This is a genomic window from Rubrivivax sp. JA1026, from assembly GCF_011065555.1.
Lineage (GTDB): Bacteria > Pseudomonadota > Gammaproteobacteria > Burkholderiales > Burkholderiaceae_C > Rubrivivax > Rubrivivax benzoatilyticus.
This window is the reverse complement of record NZ_JAALCQ010000001.1, coordinates 622573-648516: the sequence shown is the minus strand read 5'-3', so window position 1 is coordinate 648516 and position 25944 is coordinate 622573. Positions and strand designations below refer to the sequence as shown.

25 protein-coding genes and 2 riboswitches are annotated in these 25944 nt (G+C 73.6%); of the genes, 8 read left to right on the top strand and 17 right to left on the bottom strand.

All coding sequences use genetic code 11. The features are described 5' to 3' along the window. Positions 1–78: 78 nt before the first annotated feature. Positions 79–2106: a diguanylate cyclase domain-containing protein gene (locus tag G5B56_RS02945; RefSeq protein ID WP_240920636.1), complete on the bottom strand. Its 2028-nt coding sequence runs from the start codon at positions 2104–2106 to the stop codon at positions 79–81. Between the two features lie 277 nt (positions 2107–2383). Between G5B56_RS02945 and G5B56_RS02940 the strand changes: the two genes are divergently transcribed. Beyond that, positions 2384–3085, top strand: coding sequence for a glutathione S-transferase N-terminal domain-containing protein (locus tag G5B56_RS02940; RefSeq protein ID WP_164962276.1), 702 nt, complete (start codon positions 2384–2386; stop codon positions 3083–3085). A 56-nt stretch (positions 3086–3141) separates the two neighbouring features. After that, entirely contained in the window at positions 3142–3504 is a 363-nt protein-coding gene (locus G5B56_RS02935; protein WP_009859097.1) for a hypothetical protein, read from the top strand. A 1-nt stretch (position 3505) separates the two neighbouring features. Here the strand turns inward: G5B56_RS02935 and G5B56_RS02930 are convergent, their stop codons facing one another. From G5B56_RS02930 to G5B56_RS02920, 3 genes are read right to left on the bottom strand one after another with little or no spacing between them, the layout of a single operon-like run. Next, entirely contained in the window at positions 3506–4132 is a 627-nt protein-coding gene (locus tag G5B56_RS02930; RefSeq protein ID WP_009859098.1) for a response regulator transcription factor, read from the bottom strand. Then, entirely contained in the window at positions 4129–5886 is a 1758-nt protein-coding gene (locus G5B56_RS02925) for a PhnD/SsuA/transferrin family substrate-binding protein (RefSeq protein ID WP_164962275.1), read from the bottom strand. Before G5B56_RS02925 ends, G5B56_RS02930 begins: the two co-directional genes overlap by 4 nt. A gap of 53 nt (positions 5887–5939) precedes the next feature. Continuing rightward, complete coding sequence (locus G5B56_RS02920; protein WP_164962274.1) at positions 5940–8009, bottom strand: c-type cytochrome; 2070 nt, start codon at positions 8007–8009, stop codon at positions 5940–5942. Positions 8010–8165: 156 nt separating this feature from the next. Here G5B56_RS02920 and murI point away from each other — a divergent pair, with 156 nt between their 5' ends. Beyond that, complete coding sequence (gene murI / locus G5B56_RS02915) at positions 8166–8990, top strand: glutamate racemase (RefSeq protein WP_164962273.1); 825 nt, start codon at positions 8166–8168, stop codon at positions 8988–8990. A 116-nt stretch (positions 8991–9106) separates the two neighbouring features. Then, a complete protein-coding gene (locus G5B56_RS02910) occupies positions 9107–9730 on the top strand; it encodes a YitT family protein (RefSeq protein ID WP_009859102.1) in 624 nt (207 codons plus the stop codon). 2 nt (positions 9731–9732) lie between these two features. Here the strand turns inward: G5B56_RS02910 and G5B56_RS20010 are convergent, their stop codons facing one another. The 7 genes from G5B56_RS20010 to G5B56_RS02880 form a co-directional block, all read right to left on the bottom strand. Then, positions 9733–9867, bottom strand: coding sequence for a hypothetical protein (locus G5B56_RS20010; protein WP_009859103.1), 135 nt, complete (start codon positions 9865–9867; stop codon positions 9733–9735). 11 nt (positions 9868–9878) lie between these two features. After that, entirely contained in the window at positions 9879–10181 is a 303-nt protein-coding gene (locus G5B56_RS02905; protein ID WP_009859104.1) for a hypothetical protein, read from the bottom strand. A gap of 96 nt (positions 10182–10277) precedes the next feature. Continuing rightward, a complete protein-coding gene (locus G5B56_RS02900) occupies positions 10278–11279 on the bottom strand; it encodes an aminotransferase class I/II-fold pyridoxal phosphate-dependent enzyme (protein WP_009859105.1) in 1002 nt (333 codons plus the stop codon). Further along, positions 11267–12187: an adenosylcobinamide-phosphate synthase CbiB gene (gene cbiB, locus G5B56_RS02895; RefSeq protein ID WP_164962272.1), complete on the bottom strand. Its 921-nt coding sequence runs from the start codon at positions 12185–12187 to the stop codon at positions 11267–11269. The genes G5B56_RS02900 and cbiB overlap by 13 nt, the downstream gene beginning before the upstream one ends. Further along, a complete protein-coding gene (locus tag G5B56_RS02890; RefSeq protein ID WP_164962271.1) occupies positions 12184–13071 on the bottom strand; it encodes an ABC transporter substrate-binding protein in 888 nt (295 codons plus the stop codon). The genes cbiB and G5B56_RS02890 overlap by 4 nt, the downstream gene beginning before the upstream one ends. Next, positions 13068–14387, bottom strand: coding sequence for a cobyrinate a,c-diamide synthase (locus tag G5B56_RS02885; protein WP_164962270.1), 1320 nt, complete (start codon positions 14385–14387; stop codon positions 13068–13070). Before G5B56_RS02885 ends, G5B56_RS02890 begins: the two co-directional genes overlap by 4 nt. Positions 14388–14404: 17 nt before the next feature. Continuing rightward, positions 14405–16246, bottom strand: a complete 1842-nt coding sequence (locus G5B56_RS02880) for a TonB-dependent receptor domain-containing protein (RefSeq protein ID WP_240920630.1) — start codon at positions 16244–16246, stop codon at positions 14405–14407. Positions 16247–16316: 70 nt separating this feature from the next. Next, a riboswitch (cobalamin riboswitch) is annotated at positions 16317–16554 on the bottom strand. 153 nt (positions 16555–16707) lie between these two features. Here G5B56_RS02880 and G5B56_RS02875 point away from each other — a divergent pair. From G5B56_RS02875 to G5B56_RS02865, 3 genes are read left to right on the top strand one after another with little or no spacing between them, the layout of a single operon-like run. Beyond that, a complete protein-coding gene (locus G5B56_RS02875; protein ID WP_230763308.1) occupies positions 16708–17823 on the top strand; it encodes a YeeE/YedE family protein in 1116 nt (371 codons plus the stop codon). A 46-nt stretch (positions 17824–17869) separates the two neighbouring features. Next, positions 17870–18196 carry a cytochrome C gene (locus tag G5B56_RS02870; RefSeq protein ID WP_230763306.1) on the top strand — a complete coding sequence of 109 codons (327 nt, stop codon included), beginning with the start codon at positions 17870–17872 and terminating at the stop codon, positions 18194–18196. 10 nt (positions 18197–18206) lie between these two features. Then, positions 18207–19493, top strand: a complete 1287-nt coding sequence (locus tag G5B56_RS02865) for an NAD(P)/FAD-dependent oxidoreductase (protein ID WP_164962267.1) — start codon at positions 18207–18209, stop codon at positions 19491–19493. Between the two features lie 43 nt (positions 19494–19536). Here the strand turns inward: G5B56_RS02865 and G5B56_RS02860 are convergent, their stop codons facing one another. The 3 genes from G5B56_RS02860 to soxY form a co-directional block, all read right to left on the bottom strand. Continuing rightward, positions 19537–20679: a branched-chain amino acid ABC transporter substrate-binding protein gene (locus G5B56_RS02860; RefSeq protein ID WP_164962266.1), complete on the bottom strand. Its 1143-nt coding sequence runs from the start codon at positions 20677–20679 to the stop codon at positions 19537–19539. A gap of 166 nt (positions 20680–20845) precedes the next feature. After that, a riboswitch (glycine riboswitch) is annotated at positions 20846–20945 on the bottom strand. Positions 20946–21048: 103 nt separating this feature from the next. After that, entirely contained in the window at positions 21049–21363 is a 315-nt protein-coding gene (soxZ, locus tag G5B56_RS02855; protein ID WP_164962265.1) for a thiosulfate oxidation carrier complex protein SoxZ, read from the bottom strand. A 10-nt stretch (positions 21364–21373) separates the two neighbouring features. Next, positions 21374–21850 (bottom strand): thiosulfate oxidation carrier protein SoxY, encoded by a 477-nt coding sequence (gene soxY / locus G5B56_RS02850; RefSeq protein ID WP_009855963.1) that lies wholly within the window; start codon positions 21848–21850, stop codon positions 21374–21376. Positions 21851–22003: 153 nt separating this feature from the next. On the opposite strand from soxY, the gene G5B56_RS02845 reads away from it, so the two are divergent. Continuing rightward, a complete protein-coding gene (locus G5B56_RS02845) occupies positions 22004–22168 on the top strand; it encodes a DUF3149 domain-containing protein (RefSeq protein WP_009855964.1) in 165 nt (54 codons plus the stop codon). Between the two features lie 61 nt (positions 22169–22229). On the opposite strand, the gene G5B56_RS02840 is transcribed toward G5B56_RS02845, so the two are convergent. Genes G5B56_RS02840 through G5B56_RS02830 form a run of 3 tightly spaced genes read right to left on the bottom strand, consistent with a single transcriptional unit; the run spans position 22230 to position 25907 of the window. Next, positions 22230–23210 (bottom strand): 2-dehydropantoate 2-reductase, encoded by a 981-nt coding sequence (locus G5B56_RS02840; RefSeq protein ID WP_164962264.1) that lies wholly within the window; start codon positions 23208–23210, stop codon positions 22230–22232. Beyond that, positions 23207–24220 (bottom strand): YafY family protein, encoded by a 1014-nt coding sequence (locus tag G5B56_RS02835; protein ID WP_009855966.1) that lies wholly within the window; start codon positions 24218–24220, stop codon positions 23207–23209. The genes G5B56_RS02840 and G5B56_RS02835 overlap by 4 nt, the downstream gene beginning before the upstream one ends. A 13-nt stretch (positions 24221–24233) precedes the next feature. Further along, a complete protein-coding gene (locus tag G5B56_RS02830; RefSeq protein ID WP_164962263.1) occupies positions 24234–25907 on the bottom strand; it encodes a formate--tetrahydrofolate ligase in 1674 nt (557 codons plus the stop codon). Positions 25908–25944 lie beyond the last annotated feature (37 nt).

The following is a 25944-nucleotide window of genomic DNA, read 5'->3' as shown; positions in this document are numbered from 1 at the left end:
AGTCGTTCACGCGACACGGTGCCGCGCGTGGCGCGGGGCCGCCGCGGCGTCGCCGCGCTGCAGCCGGTACGCAGCCGATCAGGCCATCGCCACGCCACCGCCGGCGCGCTTGGCGTCGTAGCAGGCGGCATCGGCCGCCGCCAGCCACTGGTCGGCGCTGCTGCCGGCGCACAGTTCGGCCACGCCGAGGCTGGCGCCGACCTGCAGCGGCTGGCCGTCGTGGACCAGCTGCAGCGCGCAGATCGCCCGGCCGACCTTGGCGGCGACGGCCTGCCCCTGGCGGCCGTCGCAGTGCGGCAGCAGCAGCGCGAACTCGTCGCCGCCGATGCGCGCCGCCGAGTCGCTGCTGCGCACGCTCTCCAGGATCGCCGCGGCGACTCGGCGCAGCATGGTGTCGCCGGCGGCATGACCGGCCAGGTCGTTGACCGGCTTGAAGCGGTCGAGGTCGATCATCACCAGCGTCGCCGGCCGGGCGTCGGCGCCGGCCTGGGCGCGCGCGGCGAGCACCTGCTGCACCGCCTTGGCCAGGCCGTCGCGGTTGAGCAGGCCGGTGAGCGGATCGTGGCGGGCCGCGTGCTCCAGTTGCTGGCGGGCGTCGACCTGGCCGCTGATGTCGTACATGCACCAGATCGTGCCGGCGCGGGGGTCGGCAGCGTCGACCGGGCGGGCACGCAGCCGGCTCCAGAACAGCAGGCCGTCGGCACCGACCAGGCGCCACTCGCCTTCGTAGACGCCGCCGGCGGCAAACGCGGCGGCGGCCTCCTGGCGCATCGTGCGGTCCTCGGCCGGCACGGCGAACAGAATCTCGGTCGAGGCGCCGATCAGGCGCGACTCGTCGCGGCCCAGCAACCGGCAGACCTCGGCGCTGACGAGTTCGAGCCGGCCGTCACGCTCGAACATCAGGCCCACCGGCGACGCCTCCAGCACCGAACCCAGACGCCGCAGCACGACCGCCCGGGCCTCCTCGGCGCGCATGCGCTCGGCGACGACCTGGCGCAGCGTCGCCGCCAGGCGGCCGATCTCGCCGTCGGCCTCCGGCCAGGCGGCACGCTGGTCGCCGGCCAGCAGCCGTGCGGCGCGGCGCTGCAGGCGCTCCAGCGGCCTGAGCTGCAGACTCAGGAACCACACCAGCAGCAGCGCCATCGCCAGCGAGAACAGCATGCCGACGCGGAAGGCCTCGGCGCGCGCATCACGCAGCGGCGCCTGCAGCTGCGCACGCGGCAGGACGCGCCAGACCTGCCAGCCGGTCTCGGGCTCGCCAGCCATCGCGACGACCCCCGCCTCGTCCGACCAGGTGCCGGCCTGGGCCGACAGCGGCCGTCCGGCCTCGACCCAGCGCGCATGGGCCGGCGCCAGCCGGGGTTCGGCCGACGCCGGCCGCAGCACGAAGGCCGGATCGGGATGCGAGACGATGCGGCCTTCGGCGTCGGTGACGACGGTCACCTCGCCGTCTTCGGTGTTCGAGCCTTCCGAATCAGCGAGGTCGGCAGCCAGGCCGCCTTCCATCAACGCCAGCGAACCGAACAGCACGCCGTACACACGGTCCTCGGCATCGATCAGCGGATGCGCCAGCACGACCACCGGCCGGCCGCTGACCACGCCGAGCGTGGGGCTGGAAATCACCGGCCGGCGCAGGCGCCGGGCCCGCTCGAAGGTCGCCGTGCGGGCGACGTCGGCCTGCGGCACGGCGACGCCGTCGCGCGTGGCGGCCAGCACGACCCGGCCCTCGCCGTCGGCGACGACGACGGCGACGAAGCTCGCGCGCAGCGAGGCCTGCGAGAGCAGGAACTCGCGCAGCCGGCGGGTGTCGGCCACCAGCTCGGGCGACAGCAGCGGCGCCGTCGCCGACAGCGCGAGCTGCATCGAACGCACCCGGCGGCCGACGATGTCGGCGTTGTGCTGCACCTCGAACTGCTGCTGCTGCTCGACCGCGGCCTCGGTGTGCTCCTCGGCCACCCGCAGCATCTGCGCGAGCGTCAGCACGATGGTCGCGAACAGCACCAGCGTGGAGCCGACCGCCAGTCGCGCCTTGAGCGTCGGCAGCCAGCGCGCGACAACGCCGACGCGGCGGCCCTGCACCGCCCGCGCCGCGTCATCCGCCGCCACCGAGGAACCCGCCCAAGCCTGCAACCGTCGCCTCCCACGCTCCTGCCCGCGCCGACCGGACGGCCCACGCGTGCCGCGATTCTGGACAGATGCGGCCAGACTGCGGCGGCGAAAAGACGGCAGGCGACCCGCCATCTCGCCGGCCGGAGGGACGTGGTGCGACGAAAGTCTCGTTTGCCGCCCCCCGGCCGCGGCCAAGGTCGGCCCGGGACGCCGGGCCGGCCGCCGAGACGGCGGGCAACTCGCGCGCCAGAATGGCTGCACAGGAGATGCCGACATGACGCTGCACGACTTCCCGATCACCACCAAGTGGCCGCCCCGGCACCCCGAGCGGCTGCAGCTGTACTCGCTGCCGACGCCCAACGGCGTGAAGGTCTCGATCATGCTGGAGGAGACCGGCCTGCCCTACGAGGTGCACCGCGTGTCCTTCGACAAGCAGGACCAGCTCTCGCCCGAGTTCCTGTCGCTGAACCCGAACAACAAGATCCCGGCGATCCTCGACCCCGACGGCCCGGGCGGCAGGCCGCTGGCGCTGTTCGAGTCGGGCGCGATCCTGCTGTACCTGGCCGAGAAGACCGGTCAGTGCCTGCCGCGCGACCCGGCGGCCCGGTGGCAGGCCGTGCAGTGGCTGATGTTCCAGATGGGCGGGGTCGGGCCGATGTTCGGCCAGCTCGGTTTCTTCCACAAGTTCGCCGGCAAGGACTGGGAAGACAAGCGCCCGCGCGAACGCTACGCCAGCGAGTCGCGCCGCCTGCTCGCCGTGCTCGACGGCCACCTCGCGGCCCGCGCCTGGATGATGGGCGACGAGTTCAGCGTCGCCGACATCGCGATCTTCCCGTGGGTCAACAACCTCGTCGGCTTCTACGACGCCGGCGACCTGGTCGGCTTCAGCGGCTTCGCCAACGTGCAGCGGGCGCTCGAGGCCTTCATGAACCGGCCCGGCGTGGCGCGCGGCATGAAGGTGCCGGCGACACGCTGAGTCCGCTCGGGCTGGCGGCGCTAGCATCGGCAGCACCGCACTTCGCCGAGCCCGCCATGTCCCCGCGCCGCCTGTTCACCACCCTGCTCTGCGCCGCCCCGCTGGCCACGATCGCGGCGCCGATCTGGCAGCAGTCGGCCAGCGCCGAGGTCGAGCTCGGCGTGCGCGACAAGTACGGCGAGACCCCGTTCCGCGCCGAGTTCGTCGTCGTCGGCCCCGAAGGCCGGCGCGAGACGAAGGCGATCACCGTCGAAGGCGGTGCCTTCGGCCTGGTGCGTTATCCGGCCGACTTCGAGGGCTACCTCGCGCCGGGCGCCTACCGCTGGACGGCGCGTGTCGGCGGCAAGGTCGTCGCCAGCGGCCGCTTCAGCTTCGAGCAGGACGAGCGCGGGCGGCAGCGGCTGGTGGTCGAGGACTGAATCAGCCCTCGACCGAAGCCACCATGCGCGCCAGCTCGGCCACCGAGCCGGCTTCCATCTTCGCCATGATCGACGCGCGGTAGGCCTCGACCGTCTTCACCGACAGCTCCAGCTCCCAGGCCACGGTCTTGTTCAGCTTGCCGGCGAGGATGCCGCCCAGCACCTCGCGTTCGCGCCGGCCCAGGCGCGCCAGGCGCTCCTCGATCGTGCGCCGGCGCGTCTGCCGCGCCAGCGTCTCGCGTGACAGCTCGATGGCCGCGGCGACGCGGTCCAGCAGGTACTGCTCCTGGAACGGCTTCTCGATGAAGTCGTAGGCGCCGGCCTTCAGCGCCTCCACCGCCATCGGCACGTCGCCGTGGCCGGTGACGACGAGGATCGGCAGCGGGAAGTCGCGTTCGGCCAGCCGGCGCTGCAGCTCCAGCCCGCTCATGCCCGGCATGCGCACGTCCAGCACCAGCGCGCCCGGGCGCTGGGCCTCGCGCAGCGGCAGCGCGGCGAGGAACTCGTCGGCCCCGGCGTGGCAGGCCGAGTCCAGGCCGACCGAGGCGAACAGGAACTGCATCGAGCGGCGCATCGCGTCGTCGTCGTCGACGACGAGGATCAGCGGCGTGTCTTCGGCGGCACTCATCTCGGCTCCTCGGTGGCGGGCGGCAGCACGACGCGCATCGTCGCGCCGCCGTCGGCTTCGGCGCTGGCGGTCAGCCGGCCGCCGTGGCTCTCGACGATCGTGCGGCAGATCGACAGCCCCAGCCCCAGGCCCTGCGGCTTGGTCGTGAAGAAGGGGTCGAAGAGCCGCGCCTGGACCTCGGGCGGCAGGCCGCTGCCGTGGTCGCGCACGGTGAGCTCGACGCCGGCCTCGCCCTGCGCCGTCGTGACGACGATGCCGCGTTCGTGCGCCACGCCGTCGGGCGTCGCGTCGAGCGCGTTCTGCAGCAGGTTCAACAGCACCTGCTCGATCTCGATGCGGTCGGCGTTGACCGCCGGCAGCGCGCCGTGCGGACGCCAGACCAGCGGGATCGCGCGGCGCGCGGCGGCGTGCGCGAACAGCGGCAGCGTCTCGCCGACGACGACATCCAGGTCCAGCGGCTCGCGCCGCGCGTCGCGCCGGCGCACGAAGCCGCGGATGCGGCGGATGATGACCGCGGCACGTTCGGCCTGGCCGGCGATGCCGCGTGCGCCGTCGCGCAGGAAGGCGGTGTCGCTGCGGCCGGCGTCGATGTAGCGTGTCATGCCTTCGGCGTAGTTGGTGATCGCCGCCAGCGGCTGGTTCAGCTCGTGGGCGATGTTCGAGGCCATCTCGCCGAGGATGCCCAGGCGCGAGAACTGGTCGCGCTGCTCGCGGTGCAGGCGCGCGGCCTGCTCGGCTTTCTCGCGCTCCTGGATCTCGCGTGTCAGCTCGGCGGTGCGCCGGCGCACCAGGCTCTCGACCCGCGCGACGTGCACCAGCCACCAGGCCAGCGCCGCCGCAGCCGCCGCGAACCACGGCCAGTAGCCGGCGACCAGGCCGCGCAGCGTGGTGTGCGACAGGTACTCGTAGGGGCCGATCTTCAGCGTGCGGAACAAGGCGTGCACCGAGCTGTAGTCCTGCGGCGCGGTCCAGGCGCGGCCGTCGACCGGGGCCATCGTCAGCAGGCTGGCGGTGACCGCCTTGGCGAGGTCGGGCGAGGTGCCGGCCAGGCGCGCGAACGGCCAGTCGGGGTACAGGCGCGAGGACAGCCGGCACGGGAAGTGGCCGGCCGCGCGCTCGCCGACGACGGCGAACTCGTCGGCCCGCACGCGGCCGGCGGCGATCTGCTCTTCGAGAAGACAGGTGCGCAGCACGCCGGCGTCGGCGCGGCCGCTGCGCAGCGCGTCGATCACACGTTCCATCGGGAAGCCGGTCTCGACCAGCGCTTCCAGCCGCGTGACGTCGACCCCGGCCTCGGCCATCTCGCGCCAGACGACACGCCAGCCGCCAAAGGCATCCGCCGCGACGACGGCGACGCGGCGCCCCGCCAGGTCCTCGAAACGTTCGGCGTGGCCCGGCCGGTTGGGCACGACGACGGTCGAGCCGACGCTGTCGGTCGGCACCGCGTGCTCGCGGCTTTCCAGCGTCGCCAGCCGCGTGACACCGTGCGCCGACTCCAGTTCGACGTAGTAGCCGGGGTTGGTGACGACGAAGTCGAGTTCGCCGCGGCCGACGGCGGCGGCCAGGCCGGCCGCGTCCAGCGGCTGCAGCGTGAAGCGGTGCTCGGGCAGCGTGCGCCGCAGCTGCGCCACCGTCGGCTCGAAGTCGCGTGCCGCACGTTCCGAACCCTGGTATGCGAGCACGCCGATGCGCACCTCGTCGGCGCGGGCGACGGCGGCGGCGAGCAGGCAGCAGAAGACGATCAGCAGGCGCACGGAGGAAGGAGGCGAAAAACGAAAAGGCCGGCTCGTCGAGCCGGCCCAGGGGGTCAGTAGCGTGCGTCCTTGGGCTTGGGATCCTTGGGCCAGTCCTTCACCTTGTCGGGGAAGTCGGGCCGCGGCTGGTGCGAGAAGTACTCGGCCACGTCCAGCGCCTCCTGGTCCGACAGCCCGCCCTGGCCCAGCGGGAACTTCTCGTGGAAGCCGACCGGCATATTACGCTTGACGAAGGCGGCGGCCGTGTAGGTGCGGGCCATGCCGGCGCCGAGGTTGAACGAACGTTCGCCCCACAGCGGCGGGTAGACCATGCGCCCGGCTTCGTCGTGCAGGCCCTCGCCGTTGGCGCCGTGGCAGACCGCGCACTGCGTCGTGTAGACCTTCTCGCCGTTGATCGGGTCCGGCCGCAGCTTCGGGTCGATCTTGCCGATGCCGCGGCCAGGCACCTGGTCGCCCTTCTGCGTCGCGCCGCGCATCCAGTCGAAGTAGGCGACCATGGCCTTCAGGTCGGGCGAGTCGGCCGGCAGCGGCTTGCCGTTCATCGAGCGGCGGAAGCAGCCGTTGATGCGGTCCTCCATCGTGATGACCTTGCCGGCGCGCGGCGCGTACGACGGGAAGAAGGCGCTGACGCCGACGTAGGGCGAGCCGCCGGCCACCGTGCCGGCGTTCAGGTGGCAAGACGAGCAGTTCATGTCGGCGCCGACGTGTTCGGGCAGCAGCTCGCGCGTCTGGGCGTTGAGCCGCATGCCACGCACCAGCTGTTCGGCGTTGGGCTCGGCCAGCAGTGCCGCCAGGCGCGGCGTCTCGAACTTCGAGGCTTCGACCGTCGGGTCCAGGCGCGTGCGCGCCTGCCTGACCTGCTCGGTGCTGACCGGGCCGGCACCGTTGCCCCAGCTGGCGCGCACGAAGCTCAGGATCTCGGCGATCTCGTCGTCGCCCAGGCGGGCGAAGCCGGGCATCGTGTAGACACGCGGATGGCGCTCGGTGGCGGCGGTCTTCCAGCCGGTCAGCGTCAGGTGCAGCAGCGTCGCCGGGTCGCGCGCGGCGACCGTCGGGTTGCCGTCCAGCGCCGGGAACACGCTCTTGACGCCGCGGCCGTCGGCGCGGTGGCAGTCGGTGCAGAACTGCGTGTAGCCCAGGCCGCCGCGTGTCGTGTAGCTCGTCTCGGGCGTGCCGCGCGAGGCGCGGCGTTCGGCCGGCGCCGGGCGCTCGCCGGGCAGCGCGGCCAGGTAGGTGGCGATGGCCAGCAGGTCCTCGTCGGCGAAGTGCTGCGTCGAGTGCAGGATGACCTCGGTCATGCTGCCCGAGACGGCGCCGAAGCGGTTCTGGCCGGTCTTCAGCAGCTCGACGGTGTCGGCCACCGGGCCCAGGCCGCGCAGGTCGACGGCGTGCCAGTCCTCGACGACCGAGCCGGCGAGGAACTGCCGGCCGCCGGTGCCGCCGTCGCCCATCGCCTTCTCCTGGAAGGCCAGGCCACGCGGCGTGTGACAGGCGCCGCAGTGGCCGGGGCCTTGCACGAGGTAGGCGCCGCGGTTCCACAGCGCGTCCTTGGAGGCGTCGGGCACGAAGGGCGTGGTATCGGCGAAGACCGCGTTCCACAGCGCCAGACCGGCGCGCAGGTTGAACGGGAAACGCATCGTCGCTTCGCGGTTGGCCGCCGCCACCGGCGTCACCTCGTCGCGCAGATAGGCCCACAGCGCGCGCATGTCCTCGTCGCTGAGCTTGGCGTAGGACGGGTAAGGCATCGCCGGATACAGGCGGTGGCCGTCGGCGGCGACGCCGTGGCGCATCGCACGCTCGAAGGCGCCGAAGCTCCAGCCGCCCAGGCCGGTGGCGGCGTCGGGCGTGATGTTGGTCGACCAGATCGTGCCGAACGGCGATTCGAGCGCGCGCCCGCCGGCGAGCGCGGCGCCACCGGGCGCGGTGTGGCAGGCGACGCAGTCGCCGAGCTGGGCGACGTAGCGGCCGCGTTCGATCAGCGCGGCGTCGTGCTGCGGCACGGCGGCGCCTTCGACGACGGCCGGCGCACGCGCGATCCAGGCCGCGGCGGCGCCGCCGACGAGCACGATCGCTGCCGCGGCCAGCGCCAGGCGCCGCGGGAGTCGGGAGGGGGTGGTGGTCATGGTCCGGGGACTTCTGGTTCTCGTGGGTTCGAGCCTAGGGTTCACCCTCGGTCGGGGCGAGCCGGGCTTCCACGCCGCCCGACCCGGGTTTCCCCGGGTTTCCCGAGCGGCACGCTCGGCGACCCGGCGCCGCGCTGGCCTAAGATCGCGCCCGTCTTGCCTGCCGTCCCCACTCCTCCCCTGCCCGCCCACGACGCGCCGATCGGGGTCTACGACTCCGGCGTCGGCGGCCTGTCGGTGCTGCGTGCGCTGCGCGCGCGCCTGCCGGCCGAACGTTTCGTCTACGTCGCCGACAGCGGCCACGCGCCGTACGGCGACCGGCCGCGGCCTTATCTGCTCGGCCGCGCCGGCGCGGTGGCCGGCTTCTTCGTCGCCCAGCGCGCCAAGGCGCTGGTGCTGGCCTGCAACACGATCAGCGTCGTCGCCGCCGAGACGCTGCGCGCGCACCATGCGCTGCCGATCGTCGCGATGGAGCCGGCGATCAAACCCGCCGTCGCCGCGACACGCAGCGGCATCGTGCTGGTGCTGGCGACCACCGCGACGGTGCACAGCCCGGCGGTCGAGCGCCTGTGCCGCATCTGGGGGCGCGAGGTCGAGATCCTGCTGCAGCCCTGCCCCGGCCTCGTCGAGCTGATCGAGCAGGGGCGTTTCGCCGACCCGGCGACACGCACGCTGCTGGAACGTTATCTGCGCCCGGCGCTGGACGCCGGCGCCGACATGGTGGTGCTCGGCTGCACGCACTACGCCTTCGTGCAGGACGAGATCCGGCGCCTGGCCGGCGCGGCGGTGCAGGTCATCGAGCCGTCGGATGCCGTCGCGCGCCAGCTCGTGCACCGGCTCGGCCCGGCGCTGGCGCCGGCCGGCGCGGCGGGAGCGTCGACCTGCTACTACAGCTCGGGCGACCCCGAGGCGCTGCGCCGTTTTCTCGAGCTGATGGGGCGGCCGGGCGCCGTCGTGCACACGCTGCCGCAGGACGGCTGATCGGCGCCGCCACCGCTGGCGCAAATCCTGCTCGCCGGAAATCGGGACAATCCCGTCCTTTCGCGCCGCCGGGGCCACAAGCCCCAAGGCGGTGAACACGTGCCCCACCCACGCACATGGCCGCCAGTTCCTCCGCTCCCCATCCCCCCGTCGCCCACAGCCGGCTCGACGACGCACACGCGCTGATCGCCGGCTCGCTGTTCGTCGCGCTGGGCATGACGATGTTCGCCCACGTCGGGCTGCTGACCGGCGGTGTCGCCGGCGTCGCCTACCTGCTGCGCTACGCCTTCGGCGTCGACCTGTCGCTCGCCTTCTTCGTCCTGAACCTGCCGTTCTACTGGCTGGCCTGGCGCCAGCTCGGCGGCGAGTTCACGCTGAAGAGTTTCGTCGCCGTCGCGCTGGTCTCGGCGTTCACGGCGGCGGCGCCGCGTTTCGTGCGCTTCGAGCTGCTGGACCCGTGGGTGGCCTCGATCGTCGGCGGGCTGCTGATCGGCTTCGGCCTGCTGGCGCTGCTGCGCCACCGTGCCAGCGTCGGCGGCGTCAACATCCTCGCGCAGTTCCTGCAGCAGAAACGCGGCTTCAGCGCCGGCAAGGTGCAGATGTCGGTCGACGTCTGCGTCGTGCTCGCGGCACTGGCGACCGTTTCGCCCGAAAGGGTGCTGCAGTCGGCCGTCGGCGCGGTGGCGATCGGCGCCTTCCTGACGCTGAACCACCGGCCCGGGCGTTACCTCGGCGTCTAGGCTCAGGCCATCAGCGGCACGGCCCAGTAGACCAGGCTGACCGCGGCGCCCAGCAGCACGGCAGCCGTGAGGTCCAGCCGGCGCTGGCGGCGGCGCCATTCCAGACGCTGGATCGACAGGCGGATCGGGTCGTTCATCACCAGCTCCGTCAGTGCATGCGCGCGGCAAGGCCGCTGGGTTCGCCCGGCGGCGGCACCGGCGGACGCGCCGCGATCTCGCGCCACTGCGCCAGCGCACGGCGCACCGACTGGCGCACCGGCGGCGCCAGCGCCTCGGCCCGGGAGTCGACGAAGGCGAGGTTCTCGACGACACGAGAGGCCACCAGGCCACGCTCGCCGCCGTGCGCGGTGCTCGCGCAGCGGCCCAGCGCGACCCAGGTCGCCATCAGCACGGAGGTGGAGGCCAGCAGGGCGTCGGCGACGTCGGGGTCGGCAAGAGGATCGGCGTGCATGGTGCGGCAGGAGCAAACGGCGATCTCATCGTATTGAGAACCGTTCTCAACTGCAACCGTATCCCTGACGTCGAGGCGGTGACCCCGCCGGGTGCATCAGCCGCGGCGCAGCGCCACGCGCAGTGCCTCGACGGCCGCCGGCGGCTGCGCCGACAGCCGCCACCGGCCCGGCAGGCCGAACGACGTGGTGTCGCGCACCGCGACGCCGTGCGCACGCAAGGCCGCCGCGTCGGGCACGCCGGCCGGCGGGCGTGCGCAGAGGAAGTTGGCGACACCAGGCTCGGCCTCGAAGCCGAGCTGCTCCAGCGCCAGGCGCAAGCCGGCCATCCACTCGCCCAGCGTCAGCCGGGCGCCGGCCAGCCAGCGCTGCGTCGCCGGCTCGACCCAGGTCTCGAGCATCGCGACGGCGTGCGCGCCCAGCGGCCACGAGGGCTCGGCCGCGGCCAGCGCCGCAACCCAGGCACCGACATCCCAGTCGACGGCTTCGGGAGCCGGCGCGACGACGTAGGCGCCGCGCAGCCCGCACAGGCCCAGCGCCTTGTTCGGGCTGTGCAGCACGAAGGCCGCATGGCGGTCGGCAGCGCTCCAGCGGCTGGCGCCGCCCAGGCGCAGCGGGGCGTAGACCGAATCGAGCACGGTCGGCACACGCGCCAGGTCGCGCGGCGGCGGCGCGTCCTGGCCCAGCGGGCTCGAGGGCTCGCCGATCCAGCGCAGCGTGGCGTCGGAGCCGGTGGTGACGCCACGCCCCGCGGCGCGCGCCGCGGCCGCGTAGTCGCCGTAGGCATGCGCCGGCAGCGCCACGGCACCCGGCGCCAGGCGCGCACCGACGACGGTGACGCGCTGGATGAACTCGCTCGCGCTGGCCGCCAGCACGATGCGCGCGGGCTCGACACGGTGCCAGTCGGCCAGGCGCTCGCGCAGCGCGTGGTAACCGGGGTCGGGGTAGCGTGTCGGGTCGACACGCTGCAAGGCCGAGACGGCGGCCGGACAAGGGCCGGCGGCGTTGGCGCAGGTCGAGAAGTCCCAGGGCGCGGGCCCGTGGCGGTCGGGGCCGCCGTGCACCCGGTCGGGCTCCGGCAAGGTCCTCAGGCGGTCCATGCAAACTCCAGCAGCAGCCACAGCAGCGCCACGGCCAGCGCGGCACCGGCGGCCTGGCCGGCGAACGCCAGCGCCCGCGCCAGCGCCGTCGTGTCGGCCTCGGCTCCCTGATCGTTGAGCGTGTAGACGCCCGGTTTGCCCAGGCGTACCCCCAGGCGCAGCGCCATCGCGCCCATCGGCCAGCCGCCGTTGGGCGACGGCGTGCGCGCGGCTTCGCGCGCCAGCGGCGCCCAGCCCAGCGACGGCCGCCACAGCAGCGCCGCGGTCAGCCGCGCCGGCAGCCAGCCGAGCAGATCGTCGGCACGCGCCGACCACTTGCCGGCCCATTCCCAGCGGCCGCGGTAGCCCCACATCGCGTCCAGCGTGTTGACCGCGCGCCAGGCCCAGGCGCCCGGCAGACCGGCGACGCAGAACCAGAACAGCGGCGCGACGAACGAGTCGTTGAGATTCTCGGCCAGGGTCTCGATCGCCGTCTCGCGGACCTCGCGTGCGTCGAGCTGCTCGACGTCGCGGCTGCACAGGCTGCGCAGCCGCTGCCGTGCCGCCGGCAGGCCGCCGTTGGCGAACGCGGCATCGACGCCGGCAACCTCGTCGCGCAGCATGCGCCAGGCGAACGAGGGCTTGAGCGCCAGCGCCAGCAGCGGCACCGCGGCCCAGGCCGGCAGCATGAACAGCGCCGCCTGCAGCGCCCAGGCCAGCGCCGCGACGCCGCCGACCACCGCCCACCACGCCAGCGTGCCGGCCAGCAGCGCGGCGCGCGGCGCCAGCGTCGGCAGCCGGCGGTGCAGCGGCATGATCGTGTGGCCCAGCCAGGCCACCGGGTGCCAGGCGTCGCGCGGCTCGCCGAAGCGCCGGTCGATCCACCAGGCCAGCAGCAGCGCGGCGGCGAGGACGAGGGCCGTGTTCATCGTGTCGTGGCAGCGGGCTCGGAGGCCAGGCGCTGCAGACAGTCGACGATCGCCGCGGCGCCTTCGCCCAGGCGCGGGCCGGGGCGGATCAGCAGCTCGAAGCGCTCCGGGGCGAAACCGCAGACGCGGCCGCCGCGCACCGCCGACATCGCCGCCCAGCCCGGCCGCGCGGCCAGCCCGACGACGTCGCGCTGCTGCATCAGCAGCAGGTCGGGGTCGGCGCGCACGACGAACTCCGGGTTGAGCCGGGGGAAGGGTCCGAGCTCGGCCGGCACGACGTTCACCAGGCCCAGCCGGGCCAGCGTGTCGCCGACGAAGGACCCGGCGCCGGCGCCCCAGCTGCCGCCGTGGATCTCGAAGTACACGCGCCGGCCGCGCAGCGCCGCCGGCACACGCGCCGCCGCGGCGGCCAGCTCGCGGTCCAGCCGCACGAGCAGGCGCTCGGCCTCGGCACGCCGGCCGAGCGCCAGGCCCAGCGTGCGCATCGCCTCGACCATGTCGTCATGGCGCTCGGCGTGCACACGCAGCACGCGCAGGCCCAGCGCCTCGAGCCGGTCGCTGGCGCGCGAACGATCGGACGCCAGCACCAGGTCGGGCCGCAGCGCGACCACCGCCTCGATGATCGCGTCCTCCATGCCGCCGACACGCGGCAGCGCTGCCAGCGCCGGCGGCCAGTTGGAGAAACGGTCGACGCCGACCAGCCGGTCGCCGGCCCCGAGCACCCAGACCGTCTCGGTCAGCGACGGCAGCAGCGAGACGATGCGCTGCGGCGGCGCCTGCAGCCGCAGCTCGGTGCCGCGTGCGTCGCGCACGACGACCGGCGCCGCGGCCGCCCCGGCCGCCAGCGCCAGCGCCGCCAGCAGGATCAGCAGGCGCCGGATCATGCGAGCGCTCCCGGGGAGAACAGCCGCGCCGTCAGCTCGGGCGACGAGGCGAACCACGGGTGGAACCAGCTCGCCTTCAGCGCGCCGAGTTCGTACACCGGCTCGCCCGGCGGCAGCGGCAGGCCGGCGCCGGCACGCGCCGGTTCGGTGTGCAGGGCGGCCACCAGCCCGGTCTCGAAGCGCGACCAGTGGAAGCTGTGGCCACGCAGCTCGCCACGGCCGAAGACGAGGCAGTGCGGGCCCAGCGCGGCGACACGCTGGCCGAGCACCGCGCGGCCGGGCAGCAGGCCCCAGAGGCGGTGCTGCCGGCCCTGGCCGTCGACGAGGGTCTCGGCCAGCGCCATCATGCCGCCGCACTCGGCCCAGACCGGGCGGTCGGCCGCCAGGTGCGCCGCGAGTTGCGCCGCCAGGTCGCGGCGGGCGGCCAGCGCCTCGGCGTGCAGCTCCGGGTAGCCGCCGGGCAGCCAGACGGCGTCGCAGTCGGGCAGCGCGTCGCCGGCCAGCGGCGAGAAGAACACCGTCTCGGCGCCGAGCGCGTGCAGGGTCTGCAGATTCGCCGGATAGACGAACGCGAACGCCGCGTCGTGCGCGACGGCGATGCGCCGGCCGTCGAGCCGGCGTTGCGGCGCGGCCGGCGCGGCGACCGGCGGCGGCACCCACTGCGGCCAGTCGGCCAGGGCCCGCGCGCCCAGCGGTGTCGAGGCCAGCGCGTCGGCGGCGGCGTCGAGCCGGGTCAGCGCATCGGGCAGCTCGCCGGCGGCGCTCAGGCCGAGATGGCGCTCCGGCAGCGCGAAGCGGCCGTCGGCCGGCAGCGCGCCGGCCCAGCCGGCCTCGGGCGGCAGCGCCGCCTGCAGCATCGCCGCGTGGCGCGCGCCGCCGACGCGGTTGGCCAGCACACCGGCCCAGCGCAGCTCGCGCCAGCTGCGCAGCCCGTGCACGAGGGCGCCGAAGGTGGCGGCCATCTTCGCCGCGTCGATGACCGCCAGCACCGGCAGGCCGAAACGCTGCGCCAGGTCGGCCGCGCTGGGCTCGCCGTCGTACAGGCCCATCACGCCCTCGACGACGACGAGCTCGGCCTCGGCCGCCGCCTGTGCCAGACGCGCCGCGCAGTCGGCTTCGCCGTTGATCCACAGGTCCAGCGTGTCGACGCTGGCGCCGCTGGCCAGCGCCAGCCATTGGGGATCGAGGAAGTCGGGACCGCACTTGAAGGCCCGCACGCGCGCGCCGCGGCGCGCGTGCAGCCGCGCCAGCGCGCAGGCGACGGTGGTCTTGCCCTGGCCGGAGGCCGGGGCGGCGACGAGCACGACGGCGGCCATCGTCCCGGTCCCCGCGCTCAGACCGCCCAGCGCAGCACGACGAGCGCGCTGCGGCCGGCGACGTTGTAGCTGCGCGCGAGCGCGTAGTCCTTGTCGCCCGCGTTGTCGAGGCGCGCCTGCAGCGTCAGGCCCTTGCCGAGCTTGGTCTCGGCGCTCAGGTTGACGAGGCCGTAGCCGCCCAGGCGCCGGGTGTTGGCGGCGTCGTCCCAGCGTTCGCCGGCGGCCTGGACCTCGGCGCCGAGGCGCCAGCCGGCGAGCACGGTGTCCGCGCCCAGCGTCGCCAGGCGGCGCGCACGGCGGGCGATCAGCTTGTCGGTGGCCTCGTTCCTCGGGTCGTGGAAGTCCGCCGAGGCGCGCAGCGCGACGGCACCGACGCGCGTGCGGCCGGACAGCGTCAGCCCCTCGTAGCTCGCCTGGCCGACGTTCTCGTAGCAGCCGAAGCTCGAGGCGCAGGGGCCGGCGGCGCCGAAGACGATCAGGTCCTCGACCTTGTTGCGCCAGGCGACGAGGCCGATCTCGTGCTCGCCGGCGCTGCGGCGCAGGCCGATCTCGAGGTTGCGGCCGCTCTCGGGCACCAGGTTCGGGACGCCGTAGTCGCTGAAGCGCTGGTACAGCGTCGGCGCGCGGAACGAGGTCGCGGCCGACGCCGTCAGGCGCCAGGCCGGCGCGAAGCGCCAGCCCCAGGCCAGGCTGCCGGTGCCCTTGCCGCCGAACTCGCTGTCGTCGTCGTGGCGGGCGTGGGCCTGCAGCGAATGCACGCCGAACTCGCCGCGCCAGCCCAGCGCGACGCCGTCCTGCGAACGTTCGTCCTGCAGCCGCACGGCCGTGGCCGAGGCCAGGTTGTCCAGGCGGTCCTCGCGCCGCTCCAGCGTCAGCGAGACCCGCTGGCCGGGCCGCAACTGCTGCTCGTGCTGCAGCGTCAGGTCGCGCAAGCGCGTGCGCGTCTGGTAGATGCTCGGCTCGGTCTCGTAGAGGCTGCGCGACTCGGACAGCCGGGCGCTGCTCAGCGCCTGCTCGTTCCACTGGCCGCGCCAGGACAGCGCGGCGGTGCGCAGTTCGTGATGCGAGCGGTCGTCGCGCGTCGAGCTGCCGTCGTAGCGGGCGTTCAGGTGGCTGTCGGTCATCGAGGCCTCGACACGGTGCTCGGGCGCGAGCTGCCAGCCCACGCGGGCCTGCAGCGAACCGCGGCGCCAGCCGTCGGTATCGGGATTCTGGCCGTCGCGCGCATCGAAGCCGTTGCTGTCGCTCCAGCCGGCCGACAGCGCGTAGTCCAGGCGCCCGTCCGAGCCCGAGAGCCCGGCGTCGGCGAGCCGGCTGCCGCGGCTGCCCCAGCCCAGGCCGCCGCTGGCGCGCAGCGCGCCCTGGCCGCGGCGGGTGAAGACCTGCACCACGCCGCCGACGGCGTCCGAGCCGTAGACCGCGGCCGCCGGACCGCGCAGCACCTCGACGCGTTCGATGCGGTCCAGCGCGATCTGCTCCCAGGCGGCGCCGCCGGTGCTCTGCGAGTCGACGCGCACGCCGTCGACGTAGACCGCGGTGTGGCGCGTCTCGCCGCCGCGGATGTAGACGCTGGTGCTGCCGCCGGGGCCGCCGTTGCGGCTGATCTCGATGCCGGGCAGGCGGGCGAGCAGGTCGGCGACGCTGCTCGCGCCGCTGCGCTCGATCGCCGCGCGGTCGACGAGCGAGACGTCGGCCAGCGTCTGCGACAGACGCTCTTCGAGACGGCTGGCGGTGATGACGATCGGGTCTTCGCCGGCCTGGGCGAAGGCCGCCGGCGCGACGGCGGCGGCGACGGCGAGACGGGTGGCGAGAGCGCAGGCGCGCAGCGGGGCGTTCAAGCCCGGGACGGAAGTCGACATGAAAAAAGTCAGAGTCGGCGCGGCCGACCACCTCCCCGCAGCCGCCGCTGTACGGTGCCCGCGCCGCAGGCGCACGCACCCCCACGTTGGCCGGTATCCGGGCTGGCGGCGCGACCCGTGTGCCCTTCCCAGGCGCTTGACCCAGTGGATTCGACACGAGCGGAAGCCTGCGAGGGCTCCGACCGCTTACCGTTGCGGGGGCAGCTCAGGTTGGGGGCGAACCGGCGACACCGTGTCGCCCCTTCCTGATTCCCGTTGAACTGTCCCGGCAGACGCCGGGGACGAGCACCAACGGGGCGCATGATAGGCAAGGCCTCGGCAGCGCCGGGGCACGTTGCGCGATTCCTTGATGACAATCAAGCGAACGCCTCGACCGTCTTCCTTGCCTGGCGCAGAAGCACATGCGCATCGCGCACAAGCCGTGCGCCGGGACGGCCGGCAGCCGCCGCGACAATGCCGCCATGCCCACCGCGGAAGAACTCGACGCCCACCTGCGCCTGCTGCTGGCCGGCGCCTTCGTCATCGGCGCGGCTTTCGGCGCCGTCTCGCAGCGAACCCACTTCTGCACGATGGGCGCGCTGGCCGACGTCTTCGCCTTCGGCGACCGCACCCGGCTGCGGGCCTGGGTCGCCGCCGTCGCCGTCGCGGTGCTGGGCTTTCACCTGATGGTGGGCCTGGGCTGGGTGCGTGCGGCCGACAGCCTGTACGGCGGCACGCGCGTGGGCTGGCTGTCGGCGATCGTCGGTGGCGCGATGTTCGGCCTGGGCATGGTGCTGGCGTCGGGCTGCGCGGCACGCAACCTGGTGCGCCTGGGCGGCGGCAGCCTGAAGTCGCTGGTCGTCGTGCTCGTCGTCGGCGCCAGCGGCTTCGCGGCGATGAAAGGCGTCAGCGCCGTGCTGCGCGTGGCCAGCGTCGACCGCGTCGGCTTCGAGCTGCCGGCCGGCCAGGACGCGGCCGGTGCGCTGGCCGCCGCCACCGGCCTGCCGCTGCAGACGCTCGCCCCCTGGCTCGGCGCGGCGGTGGCCGCGGCGCTGCTGGCCTGGGTGCTGGCACGGCCCGAAGGCCGCGGCCGCGAGGTCGCCGGCGGCGCCGCGATCGGGGTGCTGGTGGTCGCCGCCTGGTGGCTGTCGGGCCGGCTGGGTTTCGTGCCCGAACACCCCGAGACGCTGGAGCCGGCCTTCCTGGCGACGAACTCGCGGCGCATGGAGTCGCTGAGCCTGGTCGCGCCACTGGCCTGGGGCCTGGACTGGCTGCTGTTCTTCAGCGACAGCCGCAAGACGCTGACGATCGGCATCTGCAGCGCCGCCGGCATCGTCGCCGGCTCGGCCGCGGTCGCGCTGGCCACACGCAGCTTTCGCTGGCAGGGTTTCGCCGGCACCGAGGACACGGCCGGCCATCTCGTCGGCGCGGTCCTGATGGGCACCGGCGGCGTCACCGCGCTGGGCTGCACCGTCGGGCAAGGAATCGCAGGTCTATCGACGCTTTCCGCGCATAGCGCCATCGCCGTCTCGGCTATGGTCCTCGGCGGCTTCGCAGGCTTGGCGCTGCAGCGCCGGCGCATCGAACGCTGCGGCTGAACCCACCACCCCACCACGATCGGAGGACAACGACATGAGATCGCCGATGCGACCGCTGCTGGTCGCGCTGGGCGCCGCGAGCCTGGCACTGCCGGCCGCCGCCGACCTGCGGGCCGACGAGGCGCTGGCCGCGCGCTCGGTCGCCGCCACCTGCGCCAACTGCCACGGCACCGACGGCCACTCGCGCACGGCGATCAAGTCGCTGGCGGGCCAGCCGGCCGAGCGCATCCTGCAGTCGATCGCCGACTACCGCAGCGGCGCGCAGCCGTCGACGATCATGGCGCAGATCCTGCGCGGCTACAGCGACGAGCAGCTGCGGCTGGCGGCGCACTGGTTCGCGGCGCAGCCGGCCCGGCCGGCCGACGCCCGCTAGGAGCGACACGATGCAGCAACCCGATCGTTTCGCCCTCTCGCGCCGCCGCCTGCTGGGCGCGGGGCTGGCCGGCGGCACGCTGGCGCTGGCCGGCTGCGCCGGCAACCGCGTCGTCAAGCCGACACCCGGACGTGTCGTCGTCGTCGGCGGCGGTTTCGGCGGCGCCACCGCGGCACGCTACCTGCGGCTGTGGGGCGGCGTCGACGTCACGCTGGTCGAACGCGAGGCGGCGTTCGTCTCCTGCCCGATCTCCAACCTGGTGCTCGGCGGCTGGCGCACGCTGGACGACATCACGCGCGGCTACGACGGCCTGGCCGCCGCCGGCGTCAAGCGGGTGCGCGGCGAGGCCGTGGCGATCGACCCCGAACGCCGCCTGCTGCGCCTGGCCGACGGCAGCACCCTGCCCTGGGACCGGCTGATCGTCGCGCCCGGCATCGACTTCGACACCGCCGCGATCCCCGGCCTGCAGCCGGCACTCGACGCCGGCACCGTGACGCACGCCTGGAAGGCCGGGCCGCAGACCGTCGCGCTGCGCCGCCAGCTCGAGGCCCTGCCCGACGGCGGTGTCGTCGCGATGACGATCCCGCGCGCCCCTTACCGCTGCCCGCCGGGGCCTTACGAACGCGCCGCCGTCATCGCCGGCTGGCTGAAGCAGGCGCGGCCGCGCGCCAAGCTGCTGGTGCTCGACGCCAATGCCGAGATCCAGTCGAAGAAGGCGCTGTTCGAGCGCGCGTTCAAGGAGCACTACGCCGGCATCGTCGAGTACCGGCCGAACGCCGAGCTGCGCGAGGTCTCGGGGCGGCTCGCGCGTTTCGACTTCGAGGACGTGAAGGCCGACGTGCTCAACGTCATCCCGCCGCAGCGCGCCGGCCGGCTGGCGCAGGACGCGGGGCTGGTGACGGTCAACGGGCGCTGGGTGGGTGTCGACTGGCTGACGCTGGAGTCGCAGGCGCTGCCGGGCGTGCACGTGCTCGGCGACGCCACCTTCTCGGCGCCGCTGATGCCCAAGAGCGGACACATGGCCAACCAGCACGCCAAGGTGGCGGCGGCGGCGGTGATCCAGCGGCTGCGCGGCGAGCCGGTGAACCCGGCGCCGCTGGTGATGAACACCTGCTACAGCTACCTGTCGGCGACGCACGCGGTGCACGTCGCCTCGGTGCACCCTTACGACGCCGCCGAGAAGACCTTCAAGGCGGTGCCGGCCTCGGTCGGCGTGTCCAAGGACTGGAACACCGCCGAGGCGCTGTACGCGCAGGCCTGGGCCGAGAACATCTGGGCCGACGCGCTGGCGCTGTGAGCTTGCGGGCGGCCCCCGCGGGGGGTGCCGCCCGCCGCCGCCGTCAGCGAACGACGGCGATCTCTTCGCGCTGGCCGCCCTTGAAGGTGTAGAGCGTCAGCGCGCCGTTCTTGATGTCGCCCTTCTCGTCGAAGGCGATCGTGCCGGTGACGCCCGGGACGCTGATCTTGGCCAGCACCGGCAGGTACTTCGCCGGGTCGGCCGAGCCGGCCTTGACCATCGCCTCGACCATCACCTTGGTCGCGTCGTAGGTGTAGGGCGAGTAGATCTGCACTTCGGTGCCGAACTTCTTCTTGAAGTCGGCCTTGAACTTGTCCATCACCGGCTTCTGCGCGCCTTCGACACCGCCGGCGATCGCGCAGACCACCTGGCCGTCGGGCACCTGGCCCGAAGCCAGCTTCGGCAGCTCGGCGGTGCAGACGCCGTCGCCGCCCATGAACTTCGACGTGATGCCGAGCTGCTTCATCTGGCGCAGCATCGGGCCACCGACGGCGTCCATGCCGCCGTAGAAGATGACGTCGGGCTTGGCGGCCTTGATGCCGGTGAGGATGCCGGTGAAGTCGGTCGCCTTGTCGTTGGTGAACTCGCGCTTGACGATGTTCGCGCCGGCGGCCTTGGCGGCCTTCTCGAACTCGGTGGCCACGCCCTGGCCGTAGGCGGTGCGGTCGTCGATGACGGCGACGGTCTTGGCCTTCAGCGTCTGCACCGCGTAGCGGCCCAGCGTGCCGCCGAGCTGGGCGTCGTCGGCGACCATGCGGAAGGTCGTCTTGAAGCCCTGGCGGGTGTAGCGCGGGTTGGTCACCGACGGCGCGATCTGCGGGATGCCGGCGTCGCTGTAGATGCGTGCGGCCGGGATCGCGGTGCCGGAGTTCAGGTGGCCGACGACGCCGTTGACCTTGCTGTCGACGAGCTTCTGCGCCGCCGCGGTGCCCTGCTTCGGGTCGCCGCCGTCGTCTTCGGCGAGCAGCTCGAACTTCACCGGGCGGCCGCCGATCTGCACGCCCTTGGCGCTCAGCTCCTGGATCGCCATGCGCACGCCGTTCTCGTTGTCGCGGCCGAGGTGGGCGGCGGGGCCGCTGAGCGCGGCGACGTGGCCGATCTTGACGACGATCGGCTCGGCGGCCGACGCGGAAACGGCCACGCAGGCCAGGGCAAGCAGGGAAAGGCGCGGATGGAAGGCAGTCATGTTCGGGTCTCTCAGCAGGACGTCGTAGGCATGCCGGCGCCGCGCCCCTTGCGCAGCGTCACCCCCTCTGTCCTGACACCTGAGAGATTCACAGCGGCCGCCCGGCGCCGTTTGCTCCTTCGGCGCACCGGCGGACGTCACGCAGCCGGCGCTTCTTCAGAGTTCATCCAGGGCATCGGTCCGTGGTGCCTGAGAGTTTCCGGGGTGGTTGCTCCTTCGGCGCCGCGCGAAAAGGGTGGACGCGCGGGCTCTCCCGATGCCATTCGGGCTTTTGGCCTGCCCGGCTGCGGATTCACCACCAGCCGGGCTAGAAGTAGTCGATTATGCCAGCGAACTACGGGGAAACCCGCAGCAAGCTCCCACGCCGTATCAGGCGATCACGGCCTCGGCGCTGCGGCGCTCGCCACGTGTGTCGACCCAGGAGACGCCGACCCGGTCGCCGGCCTTGCCGCCCCGGAGCGCGAAACGCAGGAAGGGGTTCTTCGACACCGACGGGCCGAAGCGCAGCGTCAGCACCGGGCGGCCTTCCAGCGTCACGGCGACGTCCTGGATATGCCAGGCCGGGATCGGCCGGCCGTCGCCGTCCTTGCGCTGGCCGGACTCCATCTCGTGGGCCATCAGCACGCGCACGACGGTGCGCTCGCCCTGCAGCTGGGCGCGAAGAAGGATGGGGGCGCTGGCCATGTCCTGCCCTTCAGGCGGCGCAGCCGCCGAGCGTCACGCGGATGTCCCGGCGCGCGTAGAACACGCGGCCGTCGGCGGTGGTGGCCACCGCCCAGACGTTGGACGACTGCGCCATCTTGACGCGGATGACGAACTCCGGGACCACGGCCTCGCCGAGCTCGAACAGCGCCGACAGCACCGCCGGGTTCTTCTCGACCAGCAGCAGCAGGCGGCGTGCGCCGGGCAGCGTCGTGGCCAGCGTCAGCTCGACGGCGGCGCCGTTCTCGGCGATGTCCGGGCCGGCGAGCGTGACCGCCGGGCTCGGCACCGGCGCCGGCCAGCCGAGCGCGGCGTTCAGCTCGGCCAGCGAACGGGCCTCGAAGGCCTGAGACAGCGACGCGGCAGCCGCCGGGCGGGGCCACAGCCCCTGCGCCAGCAGCAGTGCCGCGACGGCGGCGGAAGCGGTCAGCGCCTCGCGGCGCCGCGGGTCCGGCAGGGTCTGGTCCATCGTGCCATTGTGGCCCAGCCGGGTGCCGCGGCGGGATCTGGAACGAGTCCGAGAGCTGGGCTCGTTCTTTGAGTTATGACAAGTTTCTTGCCTTGTGTCGGGCGCCCAATGTCACCGATCAATACAGATCAAGCCCGCCGAGGAGCCCCTGACATGAATGCGATGACCGTCCTCTTTTCCACCGACGTCGGCCTGATGAGTCTGGCCGTGATCGTCGTGACGCTGGGAATGGGCGCGTTCTACTTGCGTTATTTCCTGAAGCACATGCGCGAAGACAGCGCACGCGCCGCCGCCGAGGCGGCCCAGGCCCGCCGCTGAGCCCGGGCGGCGCCTCCCGAGTCGCCTCAGCCACCAGAACGCCGGCCTCGAGCCGGCGTTTTCATGTGTACAGCCCGCGCTGGCGCGCGAACAGCCGCGTCAGCCCGAACAGCGCGTCGATCGCCGGCGTCGGCCGGCCCAGGCGCTGGCCGAGTTCACGCACCGCGCCGACGATGGCGTCGAGCTCGATCGACCGGCCGGCTTCGACGTCCTGCAGCATCGAGGTCTTGAAGGCGCCGAGCCTGGCGGTGATCGCATGCCGGTCTTCCGGCGTCTGCTCGATCGGGCAGCCGACGAGCGCGCCGATCGCCGCGGCTTCCTGCATCGCCTGCGAGCAGAACGCGCGCACCAGCGGATCGGCGAGCACACGGTCGGCGGTGGCGCCGGTGATGGCGCTGACCGGGTTCATCGTCAGGTTGCCCCAGAGCTTGTACCAGACCTCGCGGCGCACGTCGGCCGAGGCGGTGACGTCGAAGCCGGCGTCGCGCAGCAGCGCCGCCACCGTGTCGACACGCGCACTGGCGCCGCCGCCCGGCTCGCCGACGATCAGCCCGGCACCCATCCTGTGCACGACGAGACCGGGCTCGGCGGTGAAGGCCGCGGCGTGCACGACGCAGCCGAGCACGGCCTCGTGCGGGATCGCCGCGCCGACGACACCGCCGGGGTCGACCGACTCCAGCGGTGCCTCACCGAGCGCGGCGACACCGTGGCCGAACCACCACGGCACGCCGTTCATCGCCGGCAGCACGACGGTGCGCGGGCCGATCAGCGGCGCGATGCCGCGCGCGACCGGGGTCAGCGCCGGGCCCTTGACGGCGATGACGACGAGGTCCTGGACACCGAGTTCGGCGGCGTCGGCCGACGCCGCCGCGCACGGCGCCTGGATCAGTTCGCCGCCCTGCTGCAGCCGCCAGCCGTGACGGCGCAGCGCCTCCAGCGTCGCGCCGCGCGCGAGGGCCGCGATCTGCGCCTGGCCACGCGCCGCGAGCCGGGTGCCGATGAAGCCGCCGATCGCGCCGGCGCCGAGGATGCAGACCTTCATGTCGTCGAGCCGCCCGCGGCGGTGCTGGAGGAAGACGGGGCGTCGCCGGCGTAGACCGCGGCCGCGGCACGCAGCCGCGCGGCGACCTTGGCGCGCAGTTCGGGCGGCGACAGCACCTCGGCGTCGGCGCCGTGGCGCATCAGGTCCATCACCAGCTCGGTGTCGTCGGTGTAGGGCAGCTGCAGCTCGTAGCGGCCGTCGTCCAGCCAGCGCCCCTGCTGTTCGGGGTGCCAGGCCTCGCGGCTCACCCAGGCCGCCGCGGACGCGGCGAAGGCCACCGTCGCCCAGCGCCGCGTGCCGCCGGCGTAGATGCCGTAGCCGGCGTCCATCTCGGCCTGCACACGCGCCAGCGGCAGCTCGAGCGCCGGGCGCTCCAGCACCGCGGCCTGCTCCATCGCGTCAAGCGCAAAACGGCGCAGCCCGTCGGCGCGGTGGCACCAGGCGTCCAGATACCAGGTGTTGCGGTAGTGCACCAGGCGCTGCGGCGAGACCTCGCGTTCGCCGAGCTCGCCACGCGTGCGGGTCAGGTAACGCAGGTGCAGCCGGCGGCGTTCCAGCAGCGCCTCGGCGACACGTTCGAAATGGCGCGCCGGCACCGCACGGCGCGCCGCGGCGACGATCCTCACGCGCTGCATCAGCGTCTTGTCCTCGGCGCCGCCGATCATCTCGCGCACGCGTTCGAGCAGCGGCTGCAGATGGCGCGCCAGCGTGCCGTCGTCGTCCAGGCTGGCCAGCAGCTGGTGCGCGGCGAGCAGCGAGTACAGCTCGCGCTCGTCGAACCACAGGCCGGGCAGCTCGTGGCGCGTGCCGCGCGCGCCTTCGTCGAGCCGGTAGCCGTTGAGCTCGCGGTCGTAGACGATGGGCGCGCCCAGGCGGCTGCGCAGGTACTCCAGGTCGCGCTTGAGCGTGGCGCGCGAGACCTCCAGCTCGTCGAGCAGCGTCTGGAAGGCGACGTGCCCGCGCTGGCGGATCAGGCGCTCGATCTTGTAGAGGCGTTCGGCGTTGGACATGGCGCAGCGACGGTCAGAATAAACCGACGACGCGCCCGTCCTCCGTGAGGTCGATCACCTCGGCCGCGGGTGTCTTGGGCAGGCCGGGCATGGTCATCACGTCGCCGCAGACCATGACGATGAACTCGGCGCCGGCGGCCAGGCGCACCTCGCGCACGTCGAGCACGTGGCCCTCGGGCGCGCCGCGGCGCTTGGCGTCGGTGGAGAAGCTGTACTGCGTCTTGGCGATGCAGATCGGCCAGCGGCCATAACCCTCGGCCTGCAGATGCTCGATGCGCGCGCGCACCGCCGCCGGCGCCTCGACGCCGGCGGCGCCGTAGACGCGTGTCGCGACCTTGCGCAGCTTCTCCCACAGCGTGTCGTCGTCGTCGTAGACGAAACGCGGCGTGCTCGGCTGCTCGAACAGGCGCACGACCTCGCGCGCCAGGTCCTCGGCGCCGGCACCGCCCTCGGCCCAGTGGCGCGCCAGCGCGATCGGCACGCCCCAGCTCCGCACACGCTCGCGCAGCAGCGCGTGCTCGGCGTCGGTGTCGGCGCTGAAATGGTTGACGGCGACGACACAGGGCAGGCCGTAGACGCCGCGCACGTTGTCGACGTGGCGGCGCAGGTTGTCCAGGCCGCGCTCGAGCGCACCGAGGTCCTCGCGGCCGAGCTCGGCCAGCGCCGCGCCGCCGTGGTGCTTCAGCGCGCGCACGGTGGCGACGATGACCGCCGCGTCGGGCCGCAGCCCCGACTTGCGGCACTTGATGTCGAGGAACTTCTCGGCGCCCAGGTCGGCGCCAAAACCGGCCTCGGTGACGACGACGTCGGCGAGCTTCAGCGCCGTCTTCGTCGCCAGCACCGAATTGCAGCCGTGGGCGATGTTGGCGAACGGGCCGCCGTGCAGGATGGCCGGCGTGTGCTCCAGCGTCTGCACGAGGTTGGGCGCGAAGGCGTCCTTCAGCAGCACCGCCATCGCGCCGTGCACCTTCAGATCGCGGGCGCGCACCGGCAGCCGCGAGCGCGTCTCGGCGACGACGATGTTGCCCAGACGCTGCTTCAGGTCGGCCAGCGACGTGGCCAGGCAGAAGATGGCCATCACCTCGCTGGCGACGACGATGTCGAAGCCGTCCTCGCGGGGCACGCCGTTGCCCGGGCCGCCGAGGCCGGCGGTGATGTGGCGCAGCGCGCGGTCGTTCATGTCCATCACGCGCTTGAAGCCGATGCGGCGCACGTCGATGTCCAGCGCATTGCCGTGGTGCACGTGGTTGTCGATCGCCGCGGCCAGCAGGTTGTTGGCCAGCGCGATGGCGGCGAAGTCGCCGGTGAAGTGCAGGTTGATGTCCTCCATCGGCACCACCTGCGCGTGGCCGCCGCCGGCGGCCCCGCCCTTCATGCCGAAGACCGGACCCAGCGAGGGCTCGCGCAGCGCGACGATGGTCTTGCGGCCGATGCGGTTGAGCGCGTCGCCGAGGCCGACGGTGGTCGTCGTCTTGCCCTCGCCGGCCGGCGTCGGCGTGATCGCCGTCACCAGCACCAGCTTGCCGTCGGGACGCGACTCCAGGCTGCGCAGGTAGTCCAGCGAGAGCTTGGCCTTGTAGTGGCCGTAAGGCACGAGGTGCTCGTCGGCGATGCCCAGGCGGTCGCGGGCCAGGTCGGTGATGCGTTGCAGGCGGGCGTTCTGGGCGATGTCGATGTCGCTCGGCACGGGCACTCCGGATCAGGGGTCGGGCAAAGCGGGCGAT